Annotated in this window: 19 protein-coding genes; 9 read left to right on the top strand and 10 right to left on the bottom strand. The window is 66.0% G+C overall.

The genetic code is table 11. The features are described 5' to 3' along the window. Positions 1-7 precede the first annotated feature (7 nt). Positions 8-1111, top strand: a complete 1104-nt coding sequence (locus tag ACXZ1M_RS08530; RefSeq protein WP_459052742.1) for an acyltransferase family protein — start codon at positions 8-10, stop codon at positions 1109-1111. On the opposite strand, the gene ACXZ1M_RS08525 is transcribed toward ACXZ1M_RS08530, so the two are convergent. Beyond that, positions 1108-1998: a sulfurtransferase gene (locus tag ACXZ1M_RS08525; protein ID WP_459052741.1), complete on the bottom strand. Its 891-nt coding sequence runs from the start codon at positions 1996-1998 to the stop codon at positions 1108-1110. The two genes, ACXZ1M_RS08530 and ACXZ1M_RS08525, sit on opposite strands and share 4 nt — an antisense overlap. A 98-nt stretch (positions 1999-2096) precedes the next feature. On the opposite strand from ACXZ1M_RS08525, the gene ACXZ1M_RS08520 reads away from it, so the two are divergent. From ACXZ1M_RS08520 to dnaE, 3 genes are read left to right on the top strand one after another with little or no spacing between them, the layout of a single operon-like run. Continuing rightward, on the top strand, positions 2097-2339 hold the full coding sequence (locus tag ACXZ1M_RS08520) for a type II toxin-antitoxin system Phd/YefM family antitoxin (RefSeq protein ID WP_459052740.1): 243 nt from the start codon (positions 2097-2099) through the stop codon (positions 2337-2339). Next, entirely contained in the window at positions 2339-2755 is a 417-nt protein-coding gene (locus ACXZ1M_RS08515; protein ID WP_459052739.1) for a type II toxin-antitoxin system VapC family toxin, read from the top strand. The genes ACXZ1M_RS08520 and ACXZ1M_RS08515 overlap by 1 nt, the downstream gene beginning before the upstream one ends. Positions 2756-2813: 58 nt before the next feature. After that, on the top strand, positions 2814-6356 hold the full coding sequence (gene dnaE / locus ACXZ1M_RS08510; RefSeq protein ID WP_459052738.1) for a DNA polymerase III subunit alpha: 3543 nt from the start codon (positions 2814-2816) through the stop codon (positions 6354-6356). Positions 6357-6359: 3 nt separating this feature from the next. Here the strand turns inward: dnaE and ACXZ1M_RS08505 are convergent, their stop codons facing one another. Further along, on the bottom strand, positions 6360-6593 hold the full coding sequence (locus tag ACXZ1M_RS08505) for a DUF6139 family protein (RefSeq protein WP_459052737.1): 234 nt from the start codon (positions 6591-6593) through the stop codon (positions 6360-6362). Positions 6594-6635: 42 nt separating this feature from the next. Continuing rightward, positions 6636-7613: a VirK/YbjX family protein gene (locus tag ACXZ1M_RS08500; RefSeq protein WP_459052736.1), complete on the bottom strand. Its 978-nt coding sequence runs from the start codon at positions 7611-7613 to the stop codon at positions 6636-6638. A gap of 229 nt (positions 7614-7842) precedes the next feature. Between ACXZ1M_RS08500 and ACXZ1M_RS08495 the strand changes: the two genes are divergently transcribed. Next, positions 7843-9456, top strand: a complete 1614-nt coding sequence (locus tag ACXZ1M_RS08495) for an ATP-binding protein (protein ID WP_459052735.1) — start codon at positions 7843-7845, stop codon at positions 9454-9456. Then, complete coding sequence (locus tag ACXZ1M_RS08490; RefSeq protein WP_459052734.1) at positions 9443-10045, top strand: response regulator transcription factor; 603 nt, start codon at positions 9443-9445, stop codon at positions 10043-10045. Before ACXZ1M_RS08495 ends, ACXZ1M_RS08490 begins: the two co-directional genes overlap by 14 nt. A gap of 90 nt (positions 10046-10135) precedes the next feature. Here ACXZ1M_RS08490 and ACXZ1M_RS08485 read toward each other — a convergent pair whose 3' ends face one another. Both ACXZ1M_RS08485 and ACXZ1M_RS08480 read right to left on the bottom strand, forming a co-directional pair. Continuing rightward, the gene (locus ACXZ1M_RS08485) at positions 10136-11218 is read right to left on the bottom strand and encodes a glycosyltransferase family 2 protein (RefSeq protein WP_459052733.1); all 1083 of its coding nucleotides are present in this window, start codon (positions 11216-11218) and stop codon (positions 10136-10138) included. Further along, positions 11215-12027, bottom strand: a complete 813-nt coding sequence (locus ACXZ1M_RS08480; RefSeq protein ID WP_459052732.1) for a glycosyltransferase family 2 protein — start codon at positions 12025-12027, stop codon at positions 11215-11217. Before ACXZ1M_RS08480 ends, ACXZ1M_RS08485 begins: the two co-directional genes overlap by 4 nt. A gap of 46 nt (positions 12028-12073) precedes the next feature. Between ACXZ1M_RS08480 and ACXZ1M_RS08475 the strand changes: the two genes are divergently transcribed. From ACXZ1M_RS08475 to ACXZ1M_RS08465, 3 genes are read left to right on the top strand one after another with little or no spacing between them, the layout of a single operon-like run. Then, positions 12074-13303: an O-antigen ligase family protein gene (locus tag ACXZ1M_RS08475; protein ID WP_459052731.1), complete on the top strand. Its 1230-nt coding sequence runs from the start codon at positions 12074-12076 to the stop codon at positions 13301-13303. Next, positions 13300-14355, top strand: coding sequence for a lipopolysaccharide heptosyltransferase II (gene waaF / locus ACXZ1M_RS08470; RefSeq protein WP_459052730.1), 1056 nt, complete (start codon positions 13300-13302; stop codon positions 14353-14355). Before ACXZ1M_RS08475 ends, waaF begins: the two co-directional genes overlap by 4 nt. A 60-nt stretch (positions 14356-14415) precedes the next feature. Next, positions 14416-15945, top strand: a complete 1530-nt coding sequence (locus ACXZ1M_RS08465) for a sensor domain-containing diguanylate cyclase (RefSeq protein WP_459052729.1) — start codon at positions 14416-14418, stop codon at positions 15943-15945. Positions 15946-15947: 2 nt separating this feature from the next. Here the strand turns inward: ACXZ1M_RS08465 and ACXZ1M_RS08460 are convergent, their stop codons facing one another. From ACXZ1M_RS08460 to ACXZ1M_RS08440, 5 genes are read right to left on the bottom strand one after another with little or no spacing between them, the layout of a single operon-like run. Beyond that, complete coding sequence (locus tag ACXZ1M_RS08460) at positions 15948-16652, bottom strand: alpha/beta hydrolase (RefSeq protein WP_459052728.1); 705 nt, start codon at positions 16650-16652, stop codon at positions 15948-15950. 1 nt (position 16653) lies between these two features. Continuing rightward, entirely contained in the window at positions 16654-19560 is a 2907-nt protein-coding gene (locus ACXZ1M_RS08455; protein WP_459052727.1) for a beta strand repeat-containing protein, read from the bottom strand. Between the two features lie 2 nt (positions 19561-19562). Continuing rightward, complete coding sequence (locus ACXZ1M_RS08450) at positions 19563-20225, bottom strand: LytR C-terminal domain-containing protein (RefSeq protein WP_459052726.1); 663 nt, start codon at positions 20223-20225, stop codon at positions 19563-19565. A 4-nt stretch (positions 20226-20229) separates the two neighbouring features. Beyond that, positions 20230-21162, bottom strand: a complete 933-nt coding sequence (locus tag ACXZ1M_RS08445; protein WP_459052725.1) for a type II secretion system F family protein — start codon at positions 21160-21162, stop codon at positions 20230-20232. Between the two features lie 9 nt (positions 21163-21171). Next, positions 21172-22146, bottom strand: a complete 975-nt coding sequence (locus tag ACXZ1M_RS08440) for a type II secretion system F family protein (protein ID WP_459052724.1) — start codon at positions 22144-22146, stop codon at positions 21172-21174. Positions 22147-22151: the final 5 nt, after the last annotated feature.

The raw sequence follows: 22151 nt of genomic DNA, 5'->3' as shown, positions 1-22151 counted from the left end.
TTCGGGGATGAAATCACTCAACCTCCCCTACAATCCCCGTATCGACCAGTTGCGCTGGCTGGCAGCCACCCTGGTTTTCCTGTTCCACTCCTACCTTGAATACCGCGGCCACGGCGGCGTGCCGGTGGACCACCTGTGGCTGGCGCTGATCACGGAAGGCCATACCGGCGTTGGCCTGTTCTTCACCCTGTCGGGCTTCCTGTTCATGCGCATCGCGCTGCACCAGGGCTCGCTGGCCTACGGAGAATTCCTGCGCAACCGCATCCTGCGCATCTTCCCGCTGTACTTTACGGTGTTCCTGCTGGCCACCTCGATCGGCCGCGACAAGTTCGTGCCGCAGGACATACTGTATCTGCTGGTGAGCAACCTGGGTATGGCGCCCACTTCCAGCAATCCGATCACCGGCGCGGCCTGGTGCATCTCGCTTGAATTCCTGTTCTACATGGTGTTCCCGTTCCTGGCGCGCTTCGCCATCGAGCGCGGCCCGCGCTACCTGGTCAGCCTGCTGGCGCTGATGGCCTTCTTCAAGCTGGCCTCGTTCGCGGTCAATCCGAACAGCACGCTGATGTACTTCAGCACCTTTGTCGGCCGCTTCGACCAGTTTCTGATCGGCATGCTGGCCGGCCTGCTGTTCCAGCAATACGGGCCGGCGTTGCGGCGCCATGCCGGCTGGCTGCTGCCGCTGGCCTTGCTGCTGGTGGTGGGCAACAGCGCCTTGCAGGCGCACGTGGCGCGCTTCAACGCGGTGCCGCATTCGACCTTCTGGATCTACTGGTCGATGCTGGAAAGCGCCGGCTGGGCGGTGCTGATCGTGGCGTGGGTGGCGTGGGAGCGCAAGCTGCCCGATTGGCTGGAACGGCTGCTGTGCCATGGCGGCAAGATCAGCTTCTCGTTCTACCTGCTGCACATGATGGTGATCAATATGGTGGGCCAGCTGCAGCCGACGTTGCCGGTGATCACCGGCCACGTGCGCATCGACGCCGGTCTGGCGACGCTGATCGTGTATGGCCTGGTGTGGGGACTGGCGACGCTGAGCTACGCCACCATTGAAGAACCGTTCCTGCGCCTGCGCCGCAACTACGGCGCAGACCGCAAGGGTGACGCCGTTTAATCCGGCTTAAAGCACTGCGGGCAGGACTGCTCGTACACATACTCCGGCGCCAGTTGTTGGCGCGGAGTGACCACCGCGCGGCAGACGAAGCATTGCACGGTCTCGGTCGGTTCCAGTTTCGGATTGAGCGCGGTACGGTAGTCGAACACGAAGCAGTCGCCCGTGTAGTGGGCGCCGCCGACTTCCTCGAAGTATTTCAGGATGCCGCCTTCGAGCTGGTAGACGTTGTCGTAGCCGATGTTCTGCATGTGGATCGCGGCTTTTTCGCAGCGGATGCCGCCGGTGCAGAACGTCACCACGGTCTTGCCTTCAAAGTCGTCCTTGTGCGCGGCGATCACTTCCGGGAACTCGGTGAACTTGCTGATGCGGTAGTCGACCGTGTTGTCGAAGGTGCCGACGTCCACTTCGAAATCGTTGCGGGTGTCGACCATCACCACCGGCTTGCCGTTGTCGTCGACGCCGTTGTCGAGCCAGCGCTTGAGCGTGTGGGCTTCGACGAACGGCGCACGGCCTTCTTCCGGCTTGATCAGCGGCATGCGCATGGTGATGATTTCTTTTTTGATCTTGACCAGCATGCGCTTGTGCGACTGCTCGTTGGACAGGCTTTCCTTCACTTCCAGGTCGGCGAAGCGGGCGTCGCTGCGGACCCAGGCCATGAATTCGTCGATATGGCCGCGCGGGCCGGACAAGAACATATTGATGCCCTCCGGCGTCAGCAGGATGGTGCCTTTCAGGCCCAGGCGGGCGCAGATTTCCTGGTACTGGGGACGCATCGCCTCGGTGTCGTCGAAGGTGACGAACTTGTAGGCGGCGATGTTGACGTGAGCGGCAGCGGCGGCAATGGCGCCAGCATGCGCTTCAGCTTGTAAAGCAGTATTAGCGGACATGGTGGAAAGATCAAAACGATCAAAAAAGGGAAAGGCGAGATTATAAAGCTTATACGGCGTAGAATCGAACTAGCTTGTGAACCAGATCGGGGCTTGCCATGTATAAAGAAATTGGAGCTTTTGACGCAAAGGCCAAATTATCCGAATTGCTGCGCGAGGTGCGCCAAGGGCAGCGGTATACGATTACCGTGCGCGGGGAGCCGGTCGCCGACCTGGTCCCATTTGGGAGCGTTGCAGTCGGGAGTTCGCAGGCCGCCGTCGAGGCGATGCGTGGTTTTCATAAAATTGAAGGCGTGACCGGGCAGCAAGTGCTTGAGTGGATCGCGGAAGGCAGGCGCTAATGCTTGTCCTCGATGCCTCCATGACACTGGCTTGGGCTTTCGCGCGGCAAGCGCCAAGCGAGCGGGACTGCGCCGACCGAGTATTGCAGGCTTTGCAAGGCACGGCCGCTCGGGTGCCCGCCATCTGGTCGATCGAGGTTGCGAATGGTTTGCTGGTGGGCGAGCGCCGGCATGTCATCACCAGCGCGCTGAGTGCGGAATATCTGCGCCGCCTTGATTTGTTGGGCGTTCTTGTCGATCGCTCCGAGGGGGCTGCGCATCGTGATGCAGTCCTGTTGGTCGCGCGCAAATATGATCTGACGGCTTACGACGCCTGTTATCTGGAATTGACATTGAGGCTGTCCGCTACGCTTGCCACTTTCGATCGCAAACTTGCTAGCGCTGCTCGCGCAGCGGGCGGCGCCGTCTTTGCGTAGTCCTGAACGCTCATGCGCGGTAAAATAGGGGGTTATTGAATCCGCATTGAACCCACCTATGAACATCGTAGCAAACGAACAAGAAATGAGCGGCACTGCAGTCGTCCCGGTAGGCCCGTCTTTCGTCCATTTGCGCGTGCATTCGGAATACTCCATCGTCGATGGCCTGGTGCGCATCGACGATCTGGTCAAGCAGGCCGCCAAGGACCAGCAGGGCGCGCTGGCCGTGACCGACCTCGGCAACATGTTCGGCATGGTCAAGTTCTACAAGGCCGCGCGCGGCAAGGGCATCAAGCCGGTGGTGGGCGTCGATGTGTGGATCACCAATGACGACAACCGCGAGAAGCCGTCGCGCCTGATGCTGCTGGCGAAGAACCGCATGGGCTACCTGCAGCTGTGCGAACTGCTGTCGCAAGCCTGGCTCACCAACCAGTACAAGGGCCGCGCCGAGATCCGCACCGAGTGGCTGGCCGAGCTGACCAGCAAAACCTATGCGCTGCTGCCCGACGATAATCCGGCCAACGGCCTGATCGTGCTGTCCGGCGCCCATTTCGGCGACATCGGCACGGCCATCGAAAATGGCAACCCGGCGCTGGCCGAAGCCAACGCGCAAAAATGGGCCGCCCTGTTCCCCGGCCACTTCTATATCGAGATCCAGCGCGCCGGCCAGGCCAACCAGGAAACCCAGGTGCGCCATTCGGTGGCGCTGGCCGCCAAGCTGGGCCTGCCCGTTGTGGCGACCCATCCGGTGCAGTTCATCTCCAAGGACGAATTCATCGCCCACGAGGCGCGCATCTGTATCGCCGAAGGCGAGATGCTGGCCAACGCCAAGCGCGTGCGCAAGTTCAACGAGCAGATGCGCTTCCTGACGCAGGCCGAGATGGGCCAGTTGTTCCACGACCTGCCGGCCGCGTTGCAAAACTCGGTGGAAATCGCCAAGCGCTGCAACCTGACGCTGGTGCTGGGCAAGCCGCAACTGCCGAACTTCCCGACGCCGGGCATGACCATCGACGAGTTCCTGCGCGCGGAAACCCGCAAGGGCCTGGAAGAGCGCCTGGAGCAGCTGTATCCGGACCCGGTCAAGCGCGAGGCCAACCGCCAGCGCTACGAAGAGCGCCTGGAGTTCGAGAACAACACCATCATCAACATGAAGTTCCCCGGCTACTTCCTGATCGTGGCCGAGTTTATCCAATGGGGCAAGAACAACGACGTGCCGATCGGCCCAGGCCGGGGTTCGGGCGCGGGCTCGCTGGTGGCGTACGCGCTGAAGATCACCGATCTGGACCCGCTGAAATACAACCTGCTGTTCGAACGTTTCCTCAACCCGGAACGGGTATCGATGCCCGACTTCGATATTGACTTCTGCCAGGAAAAACGAGAGCTGGTGATCCAGCACGTGAAGGACCTGTACGGGCGCGACGCGGTGTCGCAGATCGCCACCTTCGGTACCATGGCGGCCAAGGGCGCGATCCGCGACGTCGGCCGCGTGATGGACTTCGGCTACAACTTCTGCGACGGCGTCTCCAAGCTGATTCCGTTCAAGCCGGGCAAGCCGGTGTCGATCGCCGAGGCGATCGAGGAAGAACCGATGCTGAAAGAGCGCCAGCAGAACGAGGAAGAAGTCTCGCAGCTGCTGGACCTGGCGCAGCAGGTCGAAGGCATCACCCGCAACATCGGCATGCACGCCGGTGGCGTGCTGATCGCGCCGGGCAAGCTGACCGACTTCTGCCCGCTGTACACCCAGGGCGGCGACGGCGGCGTGGTGTCGCAGTACGACAAGGACGACGTCGAAGCCGTGGGCCTGGTGAAGTTCGACTTCTTGGGTCTGACGACCCTGACCATCCTGGACCGCGCGGTACGCTACATCAAGGCCCTCGATCCGGAGGAAGCCAACTTCGACCTGGCCAAGCTGCCGCTGAACGACCGTCCTTCCTACGACCTGCTGACCAAGGCCAAGACCGTGGCCGTGTTCCAGCTGGAGTCGCGCGGCATGCAGGGCATGTTGAAAGACGCGCGTCCCGACCGCTTCGAGGACATTATCGCGCTGGTGGCGCTGTACCGTCCGGGCCCGATGGACCTGATCCCGGACTTCTGCAAGCGCAAGCACGGCGAAAAGTTCGACTATCCCGATCCGCGCACCGAATCGATTCTGTCCGAAACCTACGGCATCATGGTGTATCAGGAGCAGGTGATGCAGATGGCGCAGATCGTCGGCGGCTACTCGCTGGGCGGCGCCGACATGTTGCGCCGCGCGATGGGTAAGAAAAAAGCCGAAGAGATGGCCGAGCACCGCGAGATCTTCCGCGCCGGCGCCGCCAAGGACGGCCTGACCGCGCAGAAGGCCGACGAGATCTTCGACTTGATGGAAAAGTTCGCGGGCTACGGCTTCAACAAGTCGCACGCCGCCGCCTATGCGCTGCTGTCGTACCACACGGCCTACCTGAAGGCGCACCATCCGGCCGCGTTCATGGCGGCGAATATGTCGCTGGCCATGGAGGACACCGAGAAGGTGAAGATCCTGGTCGAGGATGCGATCGATATCTGCGGCCTGACCATCCTGCCGCCGGACATCAACAAGTCCGACTTCCGCTTCATGCCGGACGGCCCGCCGCCGTCGGTCACGGGCAAGAAGGTCACGCAGATCCGCTACGGCCTGGGCGCCTGCAAGGGCGCGGGCCAGAACGCGATCGAAGCCATCATCGCCGCGCGCACCGCCGACGGCCCGTTCACCAGCCTGTTCGATTTCTGCAAGCGCGTGGACAAGAAGCAGATCAACCGCCGCACCATCGAATCGCTGATCCGCGCCGGCGCTTTCGACTGCCTGAGCATCGACCGTGCGATCCTGCTGGCCTCGGTCAGCTTCGCCATGGAATACGCCGACCAGCAGGCCAAGTCGGCCAACCAGGTCAGCCTGTTCGGCGGCGACGACAGCGATCTGGAACCGCCACCTGATTATGTGAAGGCGACGCCGTTCACCGACCGCCAGAAGCTGGCGGAAGAAAAGATCGCGCTCGGCTTCTACCTGTCGGGCCATATGTTCGACTCGTTCGCGCCGGAAGCGCGGCGTTTCTCGCGCACCAAGCTGGCCGACCTGGAGCCGTCGCGCGATCCGCGCATGCTGTGCGGCGTGATCACCGGCATCCGTCCGCAGATGACCCAGCGCGGCAAGATCCTGATCGTCACGCTGGACGACAAGAGCGCGGTGGTCGAGGTGACCGTGTACGCCGAGGTGTTCGAAGAGCACAAGCACATGTTCAAGGAAGACGAGTTCCTGGCGGTGATCGGCAAGGTGTCGGAAGACCGCTTCTCGGGCGGGCTGCGGATTTCGGCGGAGAAGGTGTTCGACATCATCAGCTCGCGCGTCAAGCACGGCAAGCAGCTGATCATGGCGCTGCCGACCACGGTCGATGCGAAAAAGGTGGCCGAGGTATTGGCGCCGCACCGGCAGGCCGACGGCCTGCCGGTCTCGGCACGGGTGACGCCGCAAGGGGTCAGCTGCGTGCTGCAGTTTGGCGAAGGCTGGCGCGTGGCGCCGTCGGACGAGCTGCAGCTGGCGCTCCAGCAGGTGCTGGGCGCCAGGGAAGTCGCGGTCGAGTATTAAGGTCTAGAACTGTCCGGATACGCCAGTGATGGCGTATCCCTTGGCGCCGATCTGCGCCAGGGTATGTTCGATATGGTATTTGGGGAGTTCGTCGTGGTCGTCGTCGACTTCCACATGCTGGGCTTCGGCGTGCCAGTCGGTATTGGTGGCTTCTTCAGGGATCGGTTTGCCTTCCGGCACCGCCAGGTAACTGTGTTTGCCCTGTGCTTCATCTCGGCAATAAATATCCACACGCATGGTATTTCTCCTTGGACGAAAATCCCATGGTACCGGATTTTTTTAAGCCAGTGCGTACTTATCCCCGTCCTCGGCCATAGGAGTGAAGAGTTGGCCGGCCGGCGCCGGGGCCAGGGCGGTGACCGCCTCCATGCGCGGTGCGTGCAGGCTGACCGCGATGGCCTGCGCCAGCTCGCACAGGGTTTCATGGCGCTTGCGCGCCTCCGAGCGTTTCTTGGACGCGATCGCCGCCAGGTCCGGCGCGCTGATCGCGGTATCGTCGAGCTGATAGTCGCCATCGGCGCGCAGCACCGCGCCCGCCTCCTGCCACAGGCCGTCGTAGTCCGCATGCACCTTGCCCTGGCGGGTGGCGCCGCACACCACGCGGTTGGCGTTGCTCACCAGCCGCAGCGCCACGCAGCCGTGGTCGTGGGCGATCTGCCCCAGCAGCTTGAGCATCAGGTTCTTCGGACGCAGGCCGTGCAGCTCGCGCGTGGCGTCCTTGATCAGTTGCAGGCCGTGCGCGCCGCGCGGGCCCTGCATGCAGCCTATGCCCAGCAGCATGCCCTGCGCGCTGTGGACGAAGGAAAACGCGCTGCTGTATACCAGGTCGCCACCCTGCATCAGTTGCAGCACCAGTTCGCCCTCGCGCTCCATCGGCTCGATGGCGCGCAGCTGCAGATGGTAGGGCAGGCCGCCCTTGCCCTCGATGCTGGCCAGCACCACGGCGTCGCGCGCGGCGCGCAGCGTCAGCGGTCCCAAGCCCTGGCGCACGATGTGGCGATAATGCTCGCGCAGCAAGGCGATGCGTTCGGCCTTGCCCATGGTGTTGCTCAGGTAGGGGCGATAAATCTTGTAGATCAGGCGCGGGCGGGCCTGGACCAGCTCGGCAAACATCGGATGGGAGTTCAGCAGTTGCAGCCAGCCGTAGGTGGCGCGGCGGTGCAGGGCGGCGCGCAAGCTCAGCTTGAAGTTCTCGCGCAGCTGTTTCAGGCCGGTAAAGCCTGCCGAACCGGCGTGGATGGTAATGGGCTGCGACATCTGAACTCTTCCAAAAGGCCTGTTCGGCGAGTCGCGAGTGTAGTGTTCATGTAACGCAATGTAAATTGGGGTAAAGATCTAAGGAATACCCGTAATAATTGCCGCTTCGATAATCGAACTGTTGTATAGAGGAGAGGCTGTGGCGCTAAGGGTTACTCGTATCGCGAAAAGCAATGCACGATGAGATGGAGCAACGCATAATGATACATTGCGATACACGCCCGTGCGTATGACAGCCGCCCCCTTGCCCCGCTACCTGGTGTTCCCGATCTTCATCGGCTTGTACCTGTTGTTCGACTGGGCCACCTACATCGATCCGCTGTACGGACTGAACATCACCCCCTGGAATCCGGACCCGGCGCTGGGGCTGGTGTGCTGGCTGGTGTACGGCTGGCGCGCGGCGCTGCCGTGGTGGATCGCGCTGGTGCTGAGCGAGATCGTGGTGCGCGGCATGCCGGCCGGGCTGGTGCTGACCTTGCTGCTGTCGCTGTGGCTGACCTTCGGCTATGGCATGATCGGCGTGGTGCTCAAGCGCAGCTTCGGCACCAGCGGCCTGTTCGACAGCCGCAACCGGCTGTTCCGCTGGGTGCTGATCCTGCTGGTCGGCGCGCTGCTGAACGACGTGGTGTACATGTCGCTGCTGTCGCTGGCGGGGCTGATCCCGCCGGGCGAATGGGTGGCGGTGGTGCTGCGCTTCGGCATCGGCGACATGGTGGGGATGCTGGTGTCGATGCCGCTGGTGTGGATGCTGTCGAGCGCGCAGGGACGGCAGCGCCTGCGGGCGACGGTGTGGAATGTCGACACCCTGGGTTACCTGACGCTGGCGATCTGCGTGTTGACCCTGGTGTTCGGCAGCATCGCCACCTCGGAATTCAAGCACTTCTATTTCCTGTTCCTGCCGGTGCTGTGGGCGGCCTCGCGCCAGGGCGTGTACGGCACGGCGCTGATGGTGTTCGTGCTGCAGTTGGGGATCGGGGCGCTGGTCAAATGGAACAACTCGGTCAACATCGAGGTGCCGGAGCTGCAGATGCTGGACGCGATGCTGGCGCTGGTGGGCTTCTCGATCGGCATCGTGGTCGATGAAGTGCGCCAGGTGTCGAACGACCTCAAGCAATCGCTGCGGCTGGCGGCGGCGGGCGAGATGGCGGCCGCGTTGGCGCACGAGCTGAACCAGCCGTTGACGGCGCTGGGCGCCTACGGCAAGGCCTGCGAATTCCTGGTCGAGCGCGGCGACGGCGGGCCGGACAGTGAGCTGTTGAAGACCACCATCCAGCGCATGATCGCCGAATCGGGGCGGGCGGCCGAGGTGGTGCGGCGCCTGCGCGACTTCTTCCGCACCGGCGCCATGAAGCTGGAGGCGGTCGACGCCGCGCGGCTGGTGTCGAACGTCAGCCAGCAGTTTTTCATGCCGCTGCGCGAGCACGGCGTGGTGCTGGAGGTGGCGGAGATGCCGGAGCTGGCGGTGCTGGTGGACCGCCTGCAGATCGAACTGGTGCTGCGCAACCTGCTGGCCAATGCGCTGGACGCGGTGCAGGAGCGGCCGGCCGGTGAGCGCCGCATCACGGTGTCGCAGCAGCGGCTCGACAGCAAGGGCGGCTGCCTGCAATTGACGGTGGAAGACAGCGGCAAGGGCGTGTCGGAGGAACTGGCGGGACGGTTATTCGAACCGTTCGTCTCATCGAAGGCGAGCGGCATGGGACTGGGCCTGGTGTTGAGCCGGGCCATCATGGAAGCACACGGCGGCTCGCTCTGGGCCGAAGTGGGCGATCACGGCATATTCAAGATGGCGCTGCCGTTGGCGCGCCGTGGAGTGGAAGGGCAGGAAAACTATGTTGCAGCATGATTTAACGGTATTCATCGTCGACGACGACCCCGGCGTGCGCGACGCGCTGGGCTTGCTGCTGGGCGTGCGCGGCTATCGCACGGCGGTGTTTTCCAGCGCCGAAGCGTTCCTGCAGGGCTGGCAGAGCGGCTGGAGCGGCTGTCTGCTGGTCGACATCCGCATGTCGGGCATGGACGGGCTGACCTTGCAGCGCGAGCTGTTGGCGCGCGATAGCAAGATGCCGGTGGTGATCATGAGCGGCCATGGCGACGTCAGCATGGCGCGCGCGGCGTTCAAGGCGGACGCGGTGGACTTCCTGGAAAAGCCGTTCGACGACGCCAAGCTGATCGCGGCGATCGACGAAGCGCTGACGCGCGCGCGCGCCAAGCAGAGCGAGCAGCAGCGGCGCAAGCTCAGCGCCAACCTGCTGAGCGAGCTGACGCCGCGCGAGCGCGAGGTGATGCAGCTGGTGGTGCTGGGCCGCCACAACCGCGACATCGGCCCGGAGCTGGGCATCAGCGTGCGCACGGTGGAAGTGCACAAGGCGCGCCTGATGAGCAAGCTCGGCGTCGACAACGTGGCCGACCTGGTCCGTATCAGCCTGCTGTAATCCGGGGTCAGGTCCTCCATTGCTACACGGCCTCTGCTGTAGCGTACGCTACAGCAGAGGCCGTGTAGCAATGGAGGACCTGACCCCGGATTAACGCTGGGCGGCGCGGGTGCGTTCCAGGCGTTGCCACAGCTTGAGCTTGCGCACCGCCGTTTGCTGGAAGTGGAACCAGCGGCAGTCGTCCAGCGCGCGCTGCACCTGGCGCGCGGTGCGGGCGTCGCGGCGGTCGCCGGCGCCGTTCATGCCGGCCAGGACTTGTTGCGGCGAACCGAACAGGCTGTCGAGGAAGATGCCGCGCACTTTGCCGCGTACCGTCTTGCCGGCGCCCGACGGCAACTGGTAGGAGTTCTTGATCATGCCGATGTAAAAGTGGCACACCGCCACGTCGAAGCGCGCCCGCACCGCCTTGCTGACGCCGCCACGCTCGAAGTGCGGCTTGACCGCCGCCAGCGCCGAGGCGAAGTCGATGCACCATTGCTCGCTGATCACGCGCGTGATGCTGACCGGGTGCTGCCGGTAGGCCAGCAACACGTGCGGCAGGTACACCAGGCTGCGGCAGCGCTGCAGCAGGCGCGGCACCACCGCCACGTCCTCGAACAGGCGCCGCGATGGGAACAGCGGCATCGCTTCCTGGGCGTAGATTTCGCGCCGGAATACCTTGCACCAGACGTACATGTGGCGGTCGTTGAAGAACGAGGTGAGGATGGCTTCCTGGCAGGTGATGGTCTGCCCGGGCGCGTAGCTCATGTAGACGTCGCGGTCCTTGTCCGGCGCGTCCGGGTGCCACATGCGCAGCGCCGTGGCGATCACGTCCGGCCGCTGCGCGGCGATCACCCGCTCCAGCGCATCGAGCGAGCCCGGCAGCAGGCGGTCGTCGCTGTCGACGAACAGGATGTATTCGCCGTGCGCCTCCAACAGCGCGCGGTTGCGGGCGTCGGCGATGCCCTGGTTCGGTTGCACCACCAGCCGGATCTGCAACTGCGGATGGGCCGCCTGCACCGCCTGCACCCGCGCCACCGTCTGGTCGGTGGAGCCGTCGTCCACCACGATCAGCTCGTGGCGCGCGTGCATCTGCGCCACGATGTGCTCGAGGCAGTCGGCGATGAAGCGATCGACGTTGTAGCCGGGCACCAGGATGCTCAGCAGCGGCGCGTCGTCCAGTTGCGGTTTCATGCACGCAGTCCTTTCACGGCCAGTACGGTGCGGTCGGCCGCGCGCTGCAGCACGATGGCGCGGTTGCTGGTTTCCTGGTCGCGCGCCGCTTCCTTGTGCCACAGGTGGAAGACTTCGGTGGCGTAGGCGCCGTCCTTGCGCATTACGCCGGCGTTGAACAGGCGCACCACCAGGTCGGAATCCTCATGGCCCCAGCCGAGGAAGCTTTCGTCGAAGCCGTTGACCTTATCCAGGTCGGCGCGCCACACCGCCAGGTTGCAGCTTTTGATGCGGCGCCAGGTGAAGCGGCGGCTGGTGCGGCCCACGTCCGGCAAGGTCAGCAGCAGCGGCAGCACCTTGTTCAGGGCGCCGCAGCGGCGCCAGGCCAGCTTGTCGGCCGTGCCCAGCGCCTGCAGGTCGAGGTGCTGGCCCAGCACGCGCGCCGTGGCTTGTTCATTGAGCAAGATGCGGCTGCCCTGCACCAGATGGCCGGCCTGCGCCAGCTTTCGGTGTTGGCTGATAAAATCCCGCTGCGGCACGCAGTCGCCGTCGAGGAAGATGATGTAGTCGCCGTGGGCGTCGAGCGTGCCGAGGTTGCGCGCGCGGGCGGCGCGGAAGCCCAGGTCTTCCTGCCAGACATGGCGCAGCGGCACCGGCGCGCGCGCCTGCAGCGCGGCCACGGCCTGCTGCGTGTTGTGGCCGGAGCCGTCATCAGCGATAATGATTTCGAACCCGAGGTCATCTTGGGTGAAGCAGGCTTCGACGACCGCTGTGAGCGCATCCGGCCGGTTGTAAGTGGTGATGACGACGGAAATAAGCACGGATGACATGATGTGACTGAAGCGAGTTGCTTCTGTGTAATAAAAAATAAGATGAATGAATAATACCTCAGCCCGGTCTACCGCCAGCACTGTCTTTATCCACAGCCTGATCTTTGCGTTTCCCTTCCTGCTGCTGATCACCAACGTCGGTGTCGGCCTGTGCAGTTTCGCCTTCCTGATCACCGCCGTGGTGTACCGCCGACTAGGGTGGCCGACCTTGCTGCGCCATCTTACTGAGATTCGCGGCGTATTGGTAGCGTTCGCGTCGGTGCTGGTGCTGGCGCTGGTGCTCGGCCTGGTCAGCGGCGACGGCCGCCTGCGCGACCTGGAAAAACCGTTCCGCATGCTGGCCGCCGTCACCGTCACGCTGACCGTGCTGGCCTGCCGTCCCAGCCGCAAGGCGCTGTGGTGGGGCTTGATCGCCGGCGCCTTCGCCGGCTGCCTGTTCATCGCCTACCAGCGCTGGGGCATGGGCGTCGAGCGCCCGGGCGGCTTGATCAATTCCATCACCTTCGGCGACATCATGCTGTGCATGGGCCTGATGTGCCTGGCCGCCACCCTCGATTTCGCCGGCCGCAGCGCGGTCTGGCCCGCGCTCGGCGCCCTGGCCGGGCTGACCGGCTCGATCGCCACCGGCACCCGGGGCGGCTGGGTCGCCATCGGTTTTGCCGTACTGTTGTTGATCCGCTACGGTCACGTGCTGCACGGCCGCTGGCGCAAGGCGCTGGCGCTGCTGGCGCTGGCGCTGATCGTGAGCACCTACTTCATTCCACAGACCGGCGCCCGCGAGCGCATCGACGAGGGTATCAGCGACGTCCAGCAGTATTTCAACGGCGGCCCCAGCTACACCAGCGTCGGCATCCGCCTGGAACTGTGGCGCAGCGCGCTGCAGCTGATCGAGCGCCACCCGCTGTTCGGCGCCAGCATTCCCACCGTGCGCGCCGAGCTGGAGCAACTGGTGGCCGACGGCCGCGCCTCGCCCTATGTGCTGGAGTTCGAGCATTTCCATAACGATCTGCTGCAGGCCACCGTGTTCGGCGGCGTCGCCGGCCTGCTGGCCTGGGGCTCCACGCTGATGGCGCCGTTCCTGTTCTTCCGCCGCCAGCTGCAATGCGGCGACCATCTGAACGCGCCGGCGCTGGCCGGCATGCTGCTGGTGCTGTGCTATTTCAGCTTCGGCCTGACGGAAGTGATCTTCTGGTCGGTGCGCAGCAATATGTTTTACGCGATGATGTTGTTCCTGCTGGCGGGACTGTGCCTGAACGCGAAGGAGGAAGTCCTGTGAGCGAATTGCGTACCCTGATTATTTCCCCGAACTGGATCGGCGACGCCGTGATGGCGCAGCCGCTGCTGCAACTGCTGCGCGCGGCCCATCCGGAACGGCCGATCGACGTGCTGGCGCCGCCGGCCGTGGCGGCCGTGTGGCGCCAGGCGGCCGAGGTGGACGAGGTGCTGGAAACGCCGTTCCGTCACGGCGCGCTGCAGCTGCGCCAGCGCTGGAAGTTCGCCCGCCTGCTGCGCAAGCGCGGCTACGCCGACGCCTACGTGCTGCCCAACACCATCAAGTACGCGCTGATCCCCTGGCTGGCCGGCATCAAGCGCCGCGTCGGCTACAAGGGCGAAAGCCGCCACGGCCTGATCAACGTGATGCACCACGACGAAATGCCGCCGCGCCCGATGGTGGCGTTCTACGCGGCGCTGGCCAGGCCGCCGGTGACGGTGCAGGGGCCGGGCCTGCGCGCGGCGCTGCCGCGTCCACGCCTGGGCGCCAGCGCGGCGCAGATCGCCGCCGTGTTCGAGCGCAACGCCATCGACCCGGCGCGGCCGGTGGTGGCGATGGCGCCGGGCGCCGAGTTCGGCGGTGCCAAGCGCTGGCCGGCGCGTCACTTCGCCGGCCTGGCGCAGGCGGTGCTGACGCGCGAGCCGGCGACCCAGATCGTGCTGCTCGGCTCGCCCAAGGACCAGGAGGCGTGCGCCGAGGTCGCGGCGGCGCTGCAAGGCGGGGCAAATGCGGGCGCGGCCGTGTTCAACCTGGCCGGCGTCACCAGCCTGCCGGAGGCGATCGCCCTGATTGCGCGCGCGGCGGCGGTGGTAGCCAACGATTCGGGCCTGCTGCATATCGCCTCGGCCCTGAACCGCCCGGTGCTGGCGCTGTACGGCCCCACCGATCCCGACCACGCGCCGCCGTTTTCCGACCTGGCGGCGTCGTTGTCGCTGCGGCTTGATTGTTCGCCGTGCAAGCAGCGCGAGTGCCCGCTGGGCCACCAGGATTGCATGGTCAAGCTGACGCCGGACCTGGCGTGGCAAAAACTGCAGCCGATGTTAGTTGCCGGCTGAACAGACAGGTCGGCTTTTTTGGGGTATAAAGCAGGGAGTGCCCATGTCCTGAGCGCAACCATGATCAAGCGATATTCCATCACTTTCTGGGCCACGGTGTTTGTCAGCGTGGTGTGCCTGTCGCTGGTCGTGGTCGACGTCTGGCGCAGCCTGAACGCGCGCGCCGGCCAATTGCAGGAGATGGAGCGGCTCGGCGCCAACGTGGCGCGCGCCATGGCGCAGCAGGCCGACGACACCATCAAGGCGGCCGACACGGCGCTGGCCGATATCGTCGAGCGCATCGAGACCGAGGGCCTGCAGCCGGCCGCCACGGCGCGGCTGCAAAAGCAGATGGCGGCCCAGGTGGCCAACCTGTCGCAGCTGGCCGGGCTGTTCGTGTACGACGAGCAGGGTCGCTGGATCGTCAATTCGCGCGCCCTGTTGAACCAGGCCTACAACAACGCCGACCGCGAATACTTCAACTACCACCGCACCCATGCCGACCGCAGCCCGCACGTGGGCGACCCGGTGATCAGCCGCTCCAGCGGCAACTGGGTGATGCCGGTGTCGCGCCGCATCAACAAGCCGGACGGCAGTTTCGGCGGCGTGGCGCTGGCCACCCTCGACATCGATTACTTCCGCCGCTTCTACCAGAGCTTCGACGTCGGCGCGCGCGGCGCGGTGGGGCTGATTTCCGATACCGGTGTGTTGATGCTGCGCCAGCCGTTCGACAACACGCGCGTCGGCGGCAGCATGCGCGACAGCGACCTGTACCGCCACTACGCGCGCCAGCAGGGCGCGGCGCGCGCCGGCAGCCTGTTCTTCCATTCCTCCCACGACGGCGAGTTGCGGCTCAACAGCTTCCGCCCGCTGACCCACTACCCGCTATTCGTGACGGCGGCGCTGTCGCGCGAGGAGATGCTGGAGCGCTGGCGGCGCGATACCTTCACCCGCTCGATCGGGGTGGTGGTGCTGGCGGCGTTGATCGGTTTTTTCGGCAAGCGGCTGGTGGGGCAGATCAAGCTGCGCGAGCAGGCCGAGGCCGAGTTGCGCCAGGCGCGCGACGCGCTTGAAAGCGCCAACCGCACGCTGGAGCGCCAGGCCATGCAGGACGGCCTGACCGGGCTGGCCAACCGGCGCCAGCTCGACGTCACGCTGGGCAACGAGTTCAGCCGCGCTACCCGCAACGCCGACACCTTGGCCTTCATCATGATCGATGTCGACTACTTCAAGCAGTACAACGATCTGTACGGCCACAGCGCCGGCGACGAGGTGCTGCGCGCCATCAGCAAGTTGATCCGCGCGCTCACGCCCAAGCGCCCCGGCGACCTGAGCGCGCGTTACGGCGGCGAGGAGATCGGCATCCTGCTGCCGAACACCGACCTCCACGGCGCGCAGGCGGTGGCCGAGCGCATCCGCGCGGCGGTGGAGAGTGCGCAAATGCCGCACAGCGGCAGCAGCTTCGGCCACGTCACGCTGAGCGCGGGCGTGGCCACCCTCTCGCCCAAGCGCGGCGAGCATGTGGCCGGCATGCTGGTGGAGGCGGCCGACAAGGCGCTGTACCTCGCCAAGTCGGCAGGGCGCAACCGCGTCTGCCTGGCTCCGGACTGAGTTTATTCTTCCAGCCGGTGCAGGGCTGCGCGCGCGATAGCCGGCGACACCAGATGGGCGCCGTCGAACTCCGCATACGTGACGTCATAGCCTTCGCGCGCCAGCCGCTCGGCGATGGCGTGGCCGCGCTGCACCGGCAGCACGCGGTCGTCCTTGCCGTGCGCGACGAACACGCGCGGCAAGCCCTCGCGCCGCAGCGGCGCCATGAAGCCCGGCGAAAACGCCAGGATGTCGCTGAACAGATGACCGTTCATCAGCCCCACCGACAGCGCGTAGGAAGCGCCGTCGGAAAAGCCGGCGATTGCCATGGCCTGCTCGTCGACGTCGTAGCGCTGCATGGTCCACAGCAGCGCACGGTCGATGAAGGCGAGGTCGGGGCCGTAGCCGCCGCGCAGGAAGTCCCAGCTGGTGTCTTGTGCTTCGGGGATCAGGAGCAGCGCGCCGTGGCGCACCGCGTGCGCCAGCGCGATGTGGTCGCCGCCACCATGCTGGCCGGCGGCGCCGTGCAGCAGCAACACCAGATGCAGCAGGCGATCCTGCTGACCGGCGTGCGGCGGCACGTGCAGCACGGCCTTGCGGCCGTCGGCGAAGGACAACTGGTGGGTGCCCGCCTCTAGCGGCCGCTGGCGCTGGTGCGCCACCTGCCGCAGCACGTCGGGCCGCGCGTGCAGGCGGCCGTCGGCGTAGGGGGAGGGCTGCCTGTCCACATCAGTCGGTGACCGGGAAGCTGGCCATGGTGCTGACGCCGTTGGGCGTGGTGACGGTGATGGTCAGCGCGCCGGTGCTGACGGCATTGGCGCAGCGCAGGGTATCGGTGAACTGGGTGGCGTCGCTGGCCAGTTGCACAGTGTAGACCCAGGTGCTGGAATCGACCGCCGCCGTGTTCGGCACGGCGTAGGTGGTGGTGCCGCCGAGGACGCCGTTCGTGGTGCTGAACGTGATCACGGTGCCGGCCGGCAGCGGATTGCCCGGACGGTCGAACAGCCACAGCGGATCGCCGGGGTGGGCGGCCATGCGGTTGTTGGCAAACACGGTCGGATTGCTGTCGCGGATGGCGAAGTGGAAAGTCCGGTTGTCGTTGACGAACGGGGTACCCGAGGTGCAGCGCGGCAGCGCCAGCCCGGTCACCGGCGACTGCTCCAGCAGCGAGATGGCGGCCGCGCTGTTCGACAGCACCATCACCATGCTCTGGCGCACATGCACGGTGTTGACGTTGCTGATGTTGGGCACGGTCTGCAGCACGCCGTTGTAGAGGCCGTTGCCGGTGGCGTTCCAGCTGCCGCCGCCGTTGGAGTCGATGTACTGCTCGCCGGCTACCCGTGCCGCGTTGCCGGCGGCCCAGATGTCGTCGCCGCCGTTGGCGTTGAAGTCGGTGACGGCGCGGTCGTTGCGGAATGGCTCGCCCAGGTCGGTAAACGGCTCGCCCGCGTCGTAGCGGTTGTTGCCGTTGCTGTCGACGAAGCTTTCCTCGCCCAAGGCATAGGCCAGCACGGTGATGCGGCCGTCGGCCGGACGCGGATTGCCGGCGCAGTAGCGTACCGTGCATTCGCCCGGCGTGCCTTTTTGCGTGATGACGGTGCCGTCGGTCAGCGTGGTCAAGGTCAGTCCGGTCAGGCAGGAGGCGTCGATGCTGCCGCCCTCGGCGGTGAAGCTGACGGCGGTGCCGTCCGGCGCCGGATTATGGAAGTGGTCGGCCAGGCGCGCGGTGACGATGGTGCCCATCGGCGCCGGGCAGCCATTGTATTGACCGCCTTCGACGTTGCGGATCACGGCGCTCAGCGAGAAACTGTTCTGTTCCGCCACGCCGGTGGACACCACCAGCTGGTCGGACAGCGAACTCAACACAGTTCCCTGCAGCGTGGCCGTCACCCGCACCGGGGTGTTGACGGTGCCGGAGGCCACCGTGGTGGTGACCAGGCCGTTGGCGCCGGAGGTGGCGCTGGCCGGATTGAGGGTCAGGCCGCCGACGTTGGTGTCGAGCGCGAAGTTGACCGATTGGCCGGACACTGGATTGCCGCTGCGATCCATGACCTTGAAGGTCACGGTCGCGCTTTCCTGGCGTCCAGCGCCGCCGGTGCCCTTGAGGGCGATGTTCTGCGGCAGCGCGGAAACAAACACCAATTGGCCGGCGGCGGCCAACTGCACCGTCAGATTGGCGCTGCTGGTGCTGACCATGCCGTTGTAGGTGGTCGAGGCGGTGATCTGGTCGATGCCGCCGCAGCCGAGGTCGGTGTACGAGGTGCTGGCCACGCCGTTGACGGTGGTGACCGGCGAGCCGATGCGCGCCTTGCCGTTCGCCACGCAAGGGGAGCTGAAGCTGACCTGCTGGGCCGGGCTGTACGGCACGCCGCCGCTGAGCACCGTGACGGCCAGGCTGGCGGTGCCGCCTGCGGCCAGCGTGGTCGGGTTGACCACCGGCGTGCCCAGCGTCAGTGTCGGCAGGGTGACGGCGTAGTTGAGCGCCGCGCCAACGGCGGCGCCGCCGACGGTGGAGCTGGCGCTGACGGTGTAGCCGCTGGTGGTGGCGCCCGCGTTCAGGATGGCGGTGGCCTGGCCGCTGGCGTTGGTCAGCACGCTGCCGGTGATCGGCGTCAAGGTACCGCTCTTGTCGTTGGTGACGAAGGAGACCAGGGCGTTTTGCACCGGTGCGCCGGCGCTATCCTTGACCACGGCCAGCAGGGTGCCCGGACGATCGGGCGCGATATCGTTGGTGCTGGCGCCGCCGGCGGTGGTGAGCGCCAGCGTCAGGGTCGGCACTGGAACCGTCGGGCCGGGAGGCAAAGTCACCAGATAGCTGGTGCTGGCGGTGGTCGCCTTGCCGCCTATCGTAGCGCTGGCGGTGGCGGTAAAGCCGCCGGCTTGGGTGCCGGCCGGCAAAGCGACCTGGGCCACACCTTCGGCGTTGCTGAGCGCGGTGCCGACAGCCGGCACCAGCACCGTACTACGGTCGGTGGTGGTGAAGGTCACCAGGGTGTTGGCGACCACCGCGCCGGTGCCGTCGCGCACGGTGGCGGCCAGGCTGCCCGGCTTGGTCGGGGTGATGTTGGTGGTCTGCGCGCCGTTCTGGTCGTTCAGCACCAGCGTCAGGCCGTTGCTCGGCGCCGGCGGCAAGTTGATGACGTAATTCACGCTGGCCGAGGCGGTCTTGCCGTCCAGGGTGGCGCTGGCGGTGACGGTGTAGGCGCCCGAGACGGTGCCTACCGGCAGCGTGATGCGCGCGACGCCGGCGCCGTCGGTCAGGGCGGTCGCGGCGGCGGGGACAAAGGTCGCGCTGCGGTCGCTGGTGATGAAGCTGACCAGGGTATTGGCGGCGATGGCGTTGGCGGCGGTCTTCACGGTCACCAGCAGCGTGGCGGGACGATCGACGGCAACCACGTTGGTGGCGATGCCGCCAGGGTCGAGCATCTGCAGTGTCAGGCTCGGCGAGCCGGTGACCGGTGTGCTGGTGCTGCAGCCGGGCAGGTTGGGGTCGCGCGAAGGATCGATGACGGTGCACGCGCCGGATGAGCCGCCGCCACCGCCGCCACAGGCGGCCAGCACTGCCGCGAACACGGCTGCCAGGATCACGTTGGCGATCTGATGAACCCATCCCTGGGGCTGCTTGTTTCTGAACATGGTTACTCCTGGTTGAAATGAGGTACGGCCGCACCGTCCAGCGCCGCCAGCAGCGCGGCAGGCGCCTGCGCATCGCTGAGGGCGGTCAGGCGGGTGGCGTTGTCGCGGCCTAGCACCAGCCGCAGCGTCAGGCCGTCGGGCAGGGTGCGCGCCGGCAGCAGGGTGGCGTGGCCTTGCAGCGCAAGCAGCATGGCGTCGGCGCGCGCTTGCTGGGCGGGCAGGTATTCAATGATGGTGGTGCGCTGGTAGTGGCCGCGCTGGTTGACCACGCGGGCCTCGCCCATGCCGTGGCGTGCCAGCAGGCGACGTACGCGCTCGCCCATGCCGCGCACGCCGTTGCCGTTGACGATCTGGATGCGCTCGGCCGCCGCTGCGACATCGGCGGCAGGCTGGCGGTATTGCAGGCGGAATTCGTTCGGACCCAGCTGGACGATTTCCATGCGCGACGGCGTAACCGGCAGCGTGGCTGCCACGGGCGCCGGAGCCGGCTGCTGCTGCTGCTGCTGCTGCTGCGACAGCGGTGGTGGCGGGGCGGGCGGCCGCGCGGCGCGGGCATCGTCGATGCGCAGCAGCGGCGTTACCGCCAGCGGTGCCAGTGGCGTATGGCTGCACGCTTGCAGCAGGCAGGCGGCCAGCAGGACTGGCGTGGCGGTCAGGCGGTACATTTGTTCATCCTCCCGGCGCGGTGGCCAGCACGTTGCGATACAGGCTCAGCGCCGCTGGCCCCAGCAGCACCACGAACAAGCTGGGGAAAATGAAGAAGATCAGCGGGAACAGCAACTTCAGCGAGACCTTGGCGGCCTGCTCCTCGGCACGCTGGCGGCGTTTCACGCGCAGCTGGTCGGACTGCACCCGCAGCGAATCGGCAATGCTGGTGCCGAAGCGGTCGGCCTGGATCAGCAGCGTGACCAGCGCATCGACGTCCTCCACCCCGGTGCGCAGCGCCAGGTTGCGCAGGGCCTTGTCCTTGGCGCTGCCGGCGCGCAGTTCCAGCGTCACCAGTTGCAGCTCCTCGGCCAGCACCAGGCTTTTCAGGCCGATCTCGTTGGCCACGCGCGCCAGTGCCGCGTCCATCGCCAGCCCGGCCTCGACACAGACCGTCATCAGGTCCAGCGCGTCGGGGAAACTTTCAAAGATGTCGCGCTGGCGCTGCTTGACCACATGGTTCAGCACCAGGTTGGGCAGGTAGTAGCCGAGGCTGGCGGCGATGATCATCCAGAGTATCTTGTTCTCACCTTCGCTCACCGGACGGCTGCTGATGTACAGGAACACCAGCAGGGGCAGCAGCAGCGCCAGCACGGTCTTGCCGGCGTAGAACAGGCCAGGCGCCGAGGTGTTGCGCCAGCCGGCGTTGATGAAGCGCATGCGCACCGGCGAGCCTTCCCAGCCCTCGGTCGGCACCGACAGCTTGGCCAGCGGCGCGGCCAGGTTGACCACGGTGTCCACCCACGCCATGCTGTTGCGCGTGACCATGCTGCGTTCTTCGAGCGCCTCCAGGCGGTCCTTGAGCGGATTGGCGGTCAGCAGCCGTATCGCCAGCAGCACGCCGCCGAACACCATCACGAACAGCACCACGAGGAACAGGATTTGTATGGTTGACATATGCGCTCCCTAGACCCGGACCTGGGTGATGTTGCGGATCGCGAAGAAGCCGACCACCATCAAACCGCCCGATACGTACAGCATCATGCGGCCCATCGGATCGGTGAACAGGGGCATCAGCGATTCCGGCGCGAACACCGCGATGGCGCCGCCCACCAGGAACGGCAGCGAGCCCAGCACCCAGGCCGACATGCGGCCTTCGGCGCTCATCACCTTGACCTGGCCGAGCAGCTTGAGGCGGTCGCGGATGATGGCGCTGATCGAGGTCAGCAGGTCGGTCAGGTTGCCGCCGGTCTCGCGCTGGATCAGCACGGCGATGACGAAGTAGCGCAAGTCGGTGCTGGGCACGCGCGTGGCCAGGTTGGACAGCGCATCGGGCATCGACACGCCGAAGTTGACCTCGTCGAACACGGCGCGGAACTCGCCGCCCAGCGGATCGGGCAACTCATCGCCGACCATCTTCAACGCCGTGGGGAAGGCATGGCCGGCGCGCATGGCGCGGCTCATCATGTCGAGCGCATCGGGCAGCATCGACTCGATCTTGATCAGGCGCTTTTGCTTGGCGCGGCTGGCTTCCAGCAGCGGCAGCGTGGCGCAGGACAGCGCCAGCAGCATGCGGCCCAGGAAGGGCAGCGGCACGCCGGCAAACACCACCATGCCGCCCAGCCAGCAGCCCAGCATCAACGCGCTCAGCTGGGAGGCGTTCATGCCGCGCCCGGTCTGCAGCAGCAGCCGGTCCAGGCGCATGATGCCGGGCACCCGCAGCAGCAGCTTTTGCAGGCCGGGGTCGCGGCTCAGCAGGCGTTCCTTGGTGATCGACACCGCCAGTTCGCTGCCGCTGTCGCCGATGGCGTTGCGCAGGCGGCGCGCCACCCGTTCCGCCTCGGGGCCACGGGTATTGTTCCAGCCGCTGTAGACGCCCCACACCAGCAGCGCGACGGCGCCGAAGATCAGCAGGCCGAACAGGATCAGTCGGATATCCATGATGG

This window comes from Duganella paludis (genome assembly GCF_054461335.1).
This window is presented reverse-complemented; position numbering and strand designations above follow the sequence as displayed.

Excerpts from the sequence above, each read along its gene's own strand:
- ACXZ1M_RS08530 (WP_459052742.1), top strand. The coding sequence starts at position 8 with ATGAAATCACTCAACCTCCCCTACAATCCCCGTATCGACCAGTTGCGC.
- ACXZ1M_RS08525 (WP_459052741.1), bottom strand. The coding sequence starts at position 1,998 with ATGTCCGCTAATACTGCTTTACAAGCTGAAGCGCATGCTGGCGCCATT.
- ACXZ1M_RS08520 (WP_459052740.1), top strand. The coding sequence starts at position 2,097 with ATGTATAAAGAAATTGGAGCTTTTGACGCAAAGGCCAAATTATCCGAA.
- ACXZ1M_RS08515 (WP_459052739.1), top strand. The coding sequence starts at position 2,339 with ATGCTTGTCCTCGATGCCTCCATGACACTGGCTTGGGCTTTCGCGCGG.
- dnaE (WP_459052738.1), top strand. The coding sequence starts at position 2,814 with ATGAACATCGTAGCAAACGAACAAGAAATGAGCGGCACTGCAGTCGTC.
- ACXZ1M_RS08505 (WP_459052737.1), bottom strand. The coding sequence starts at position 6,593 with ATGCGTGTGGATATTTATTGCCGAGATGAAGCACAGGGCAAACACAGT.
- ACXZ1M_RS08500 (WP_459052736.1), bottom strand. The coding sequence starts at position 7,613 with ATGTCGCAGCCCATTACCATCCACGCCGGTTCGGCAGGCTTTACCGGC.
- ACXZ1M_RS08495 (WP_459052735.1), top strand. The coding sequence starts at position 7,843 with ATGACAGCCGCCCCCTTGCCCCGCTACCTGGTGTTCCCGATCTTCATC.
- ACXZ1M_RS08490 (WP_459052734.1), top strand. The coding sequence starts at position 9,443 with ATGTTGCAGCATGATTTAACGGTATTCATCGTCGACGACGACCCCGGC.
- ACXZ1M_RS08485 (WP_459052733.1), bottom strand. The coding sequence starts at position 11,218 with ATGAAACCGCAACTGGACGACGCGCCGCTGCTGAGCATCCTGGTGCCC.
- ACXZ1M_RS08480 (WP_459052732.1), bottom strand. The coding sequence starts at position 12,027 with ATGTCATCCGTGCTTATTTCCGTCGTCATCACCACTTACAACCGGCCG.
- ACXZ1M_RS08475 (WP_459052731.1), top strand. The coding sequence starts at position 12,074 with ATGAATAATACCTCAGCCCGGTCTACCGCCAGCACTGTCTTTATCCAC.
- ACXZ1M_RS08465 (WP_459052729.1), top strand. The coding sequence starts at position 14,416 with ATGATCAAGCGATATTCCATCACTTTCTGGGCCACGGTGTTTGTCAGC.
- ACXZ1M_RS08455 (WP_459052727.1), bottom strand. The coding sequence starts at position 19,560 with ATGTTCAGAAACAAGCAGCCCCAGGGATGGGTTCATCAGATCGCCAAC.
- ACXZ1M_RS08450 (WP_459052726.1), bottom strand. The coding sequence starts at position 20,225 with ATGTACCGCCTGACCGCCACGCCAGTCCTGCTGGCCGCCTGCCTGCTG.
- ACXZ1M_RS08445 (WP_459052725.1), bottom strand. The coding sequence starts at position 21,162 with ATGTCAACCATACAAATCCTGTTCCTCGTGGTGCTGTTCGTGATGGTG.
- ACXZ1M_RS08440 (WP_459052724.1), bottom strand. The coding sequence starts at position 22,146 with ATGGATATCCGACTGATCCTGTTCGGCCTGCTGATCTTCGGCGCCGTC.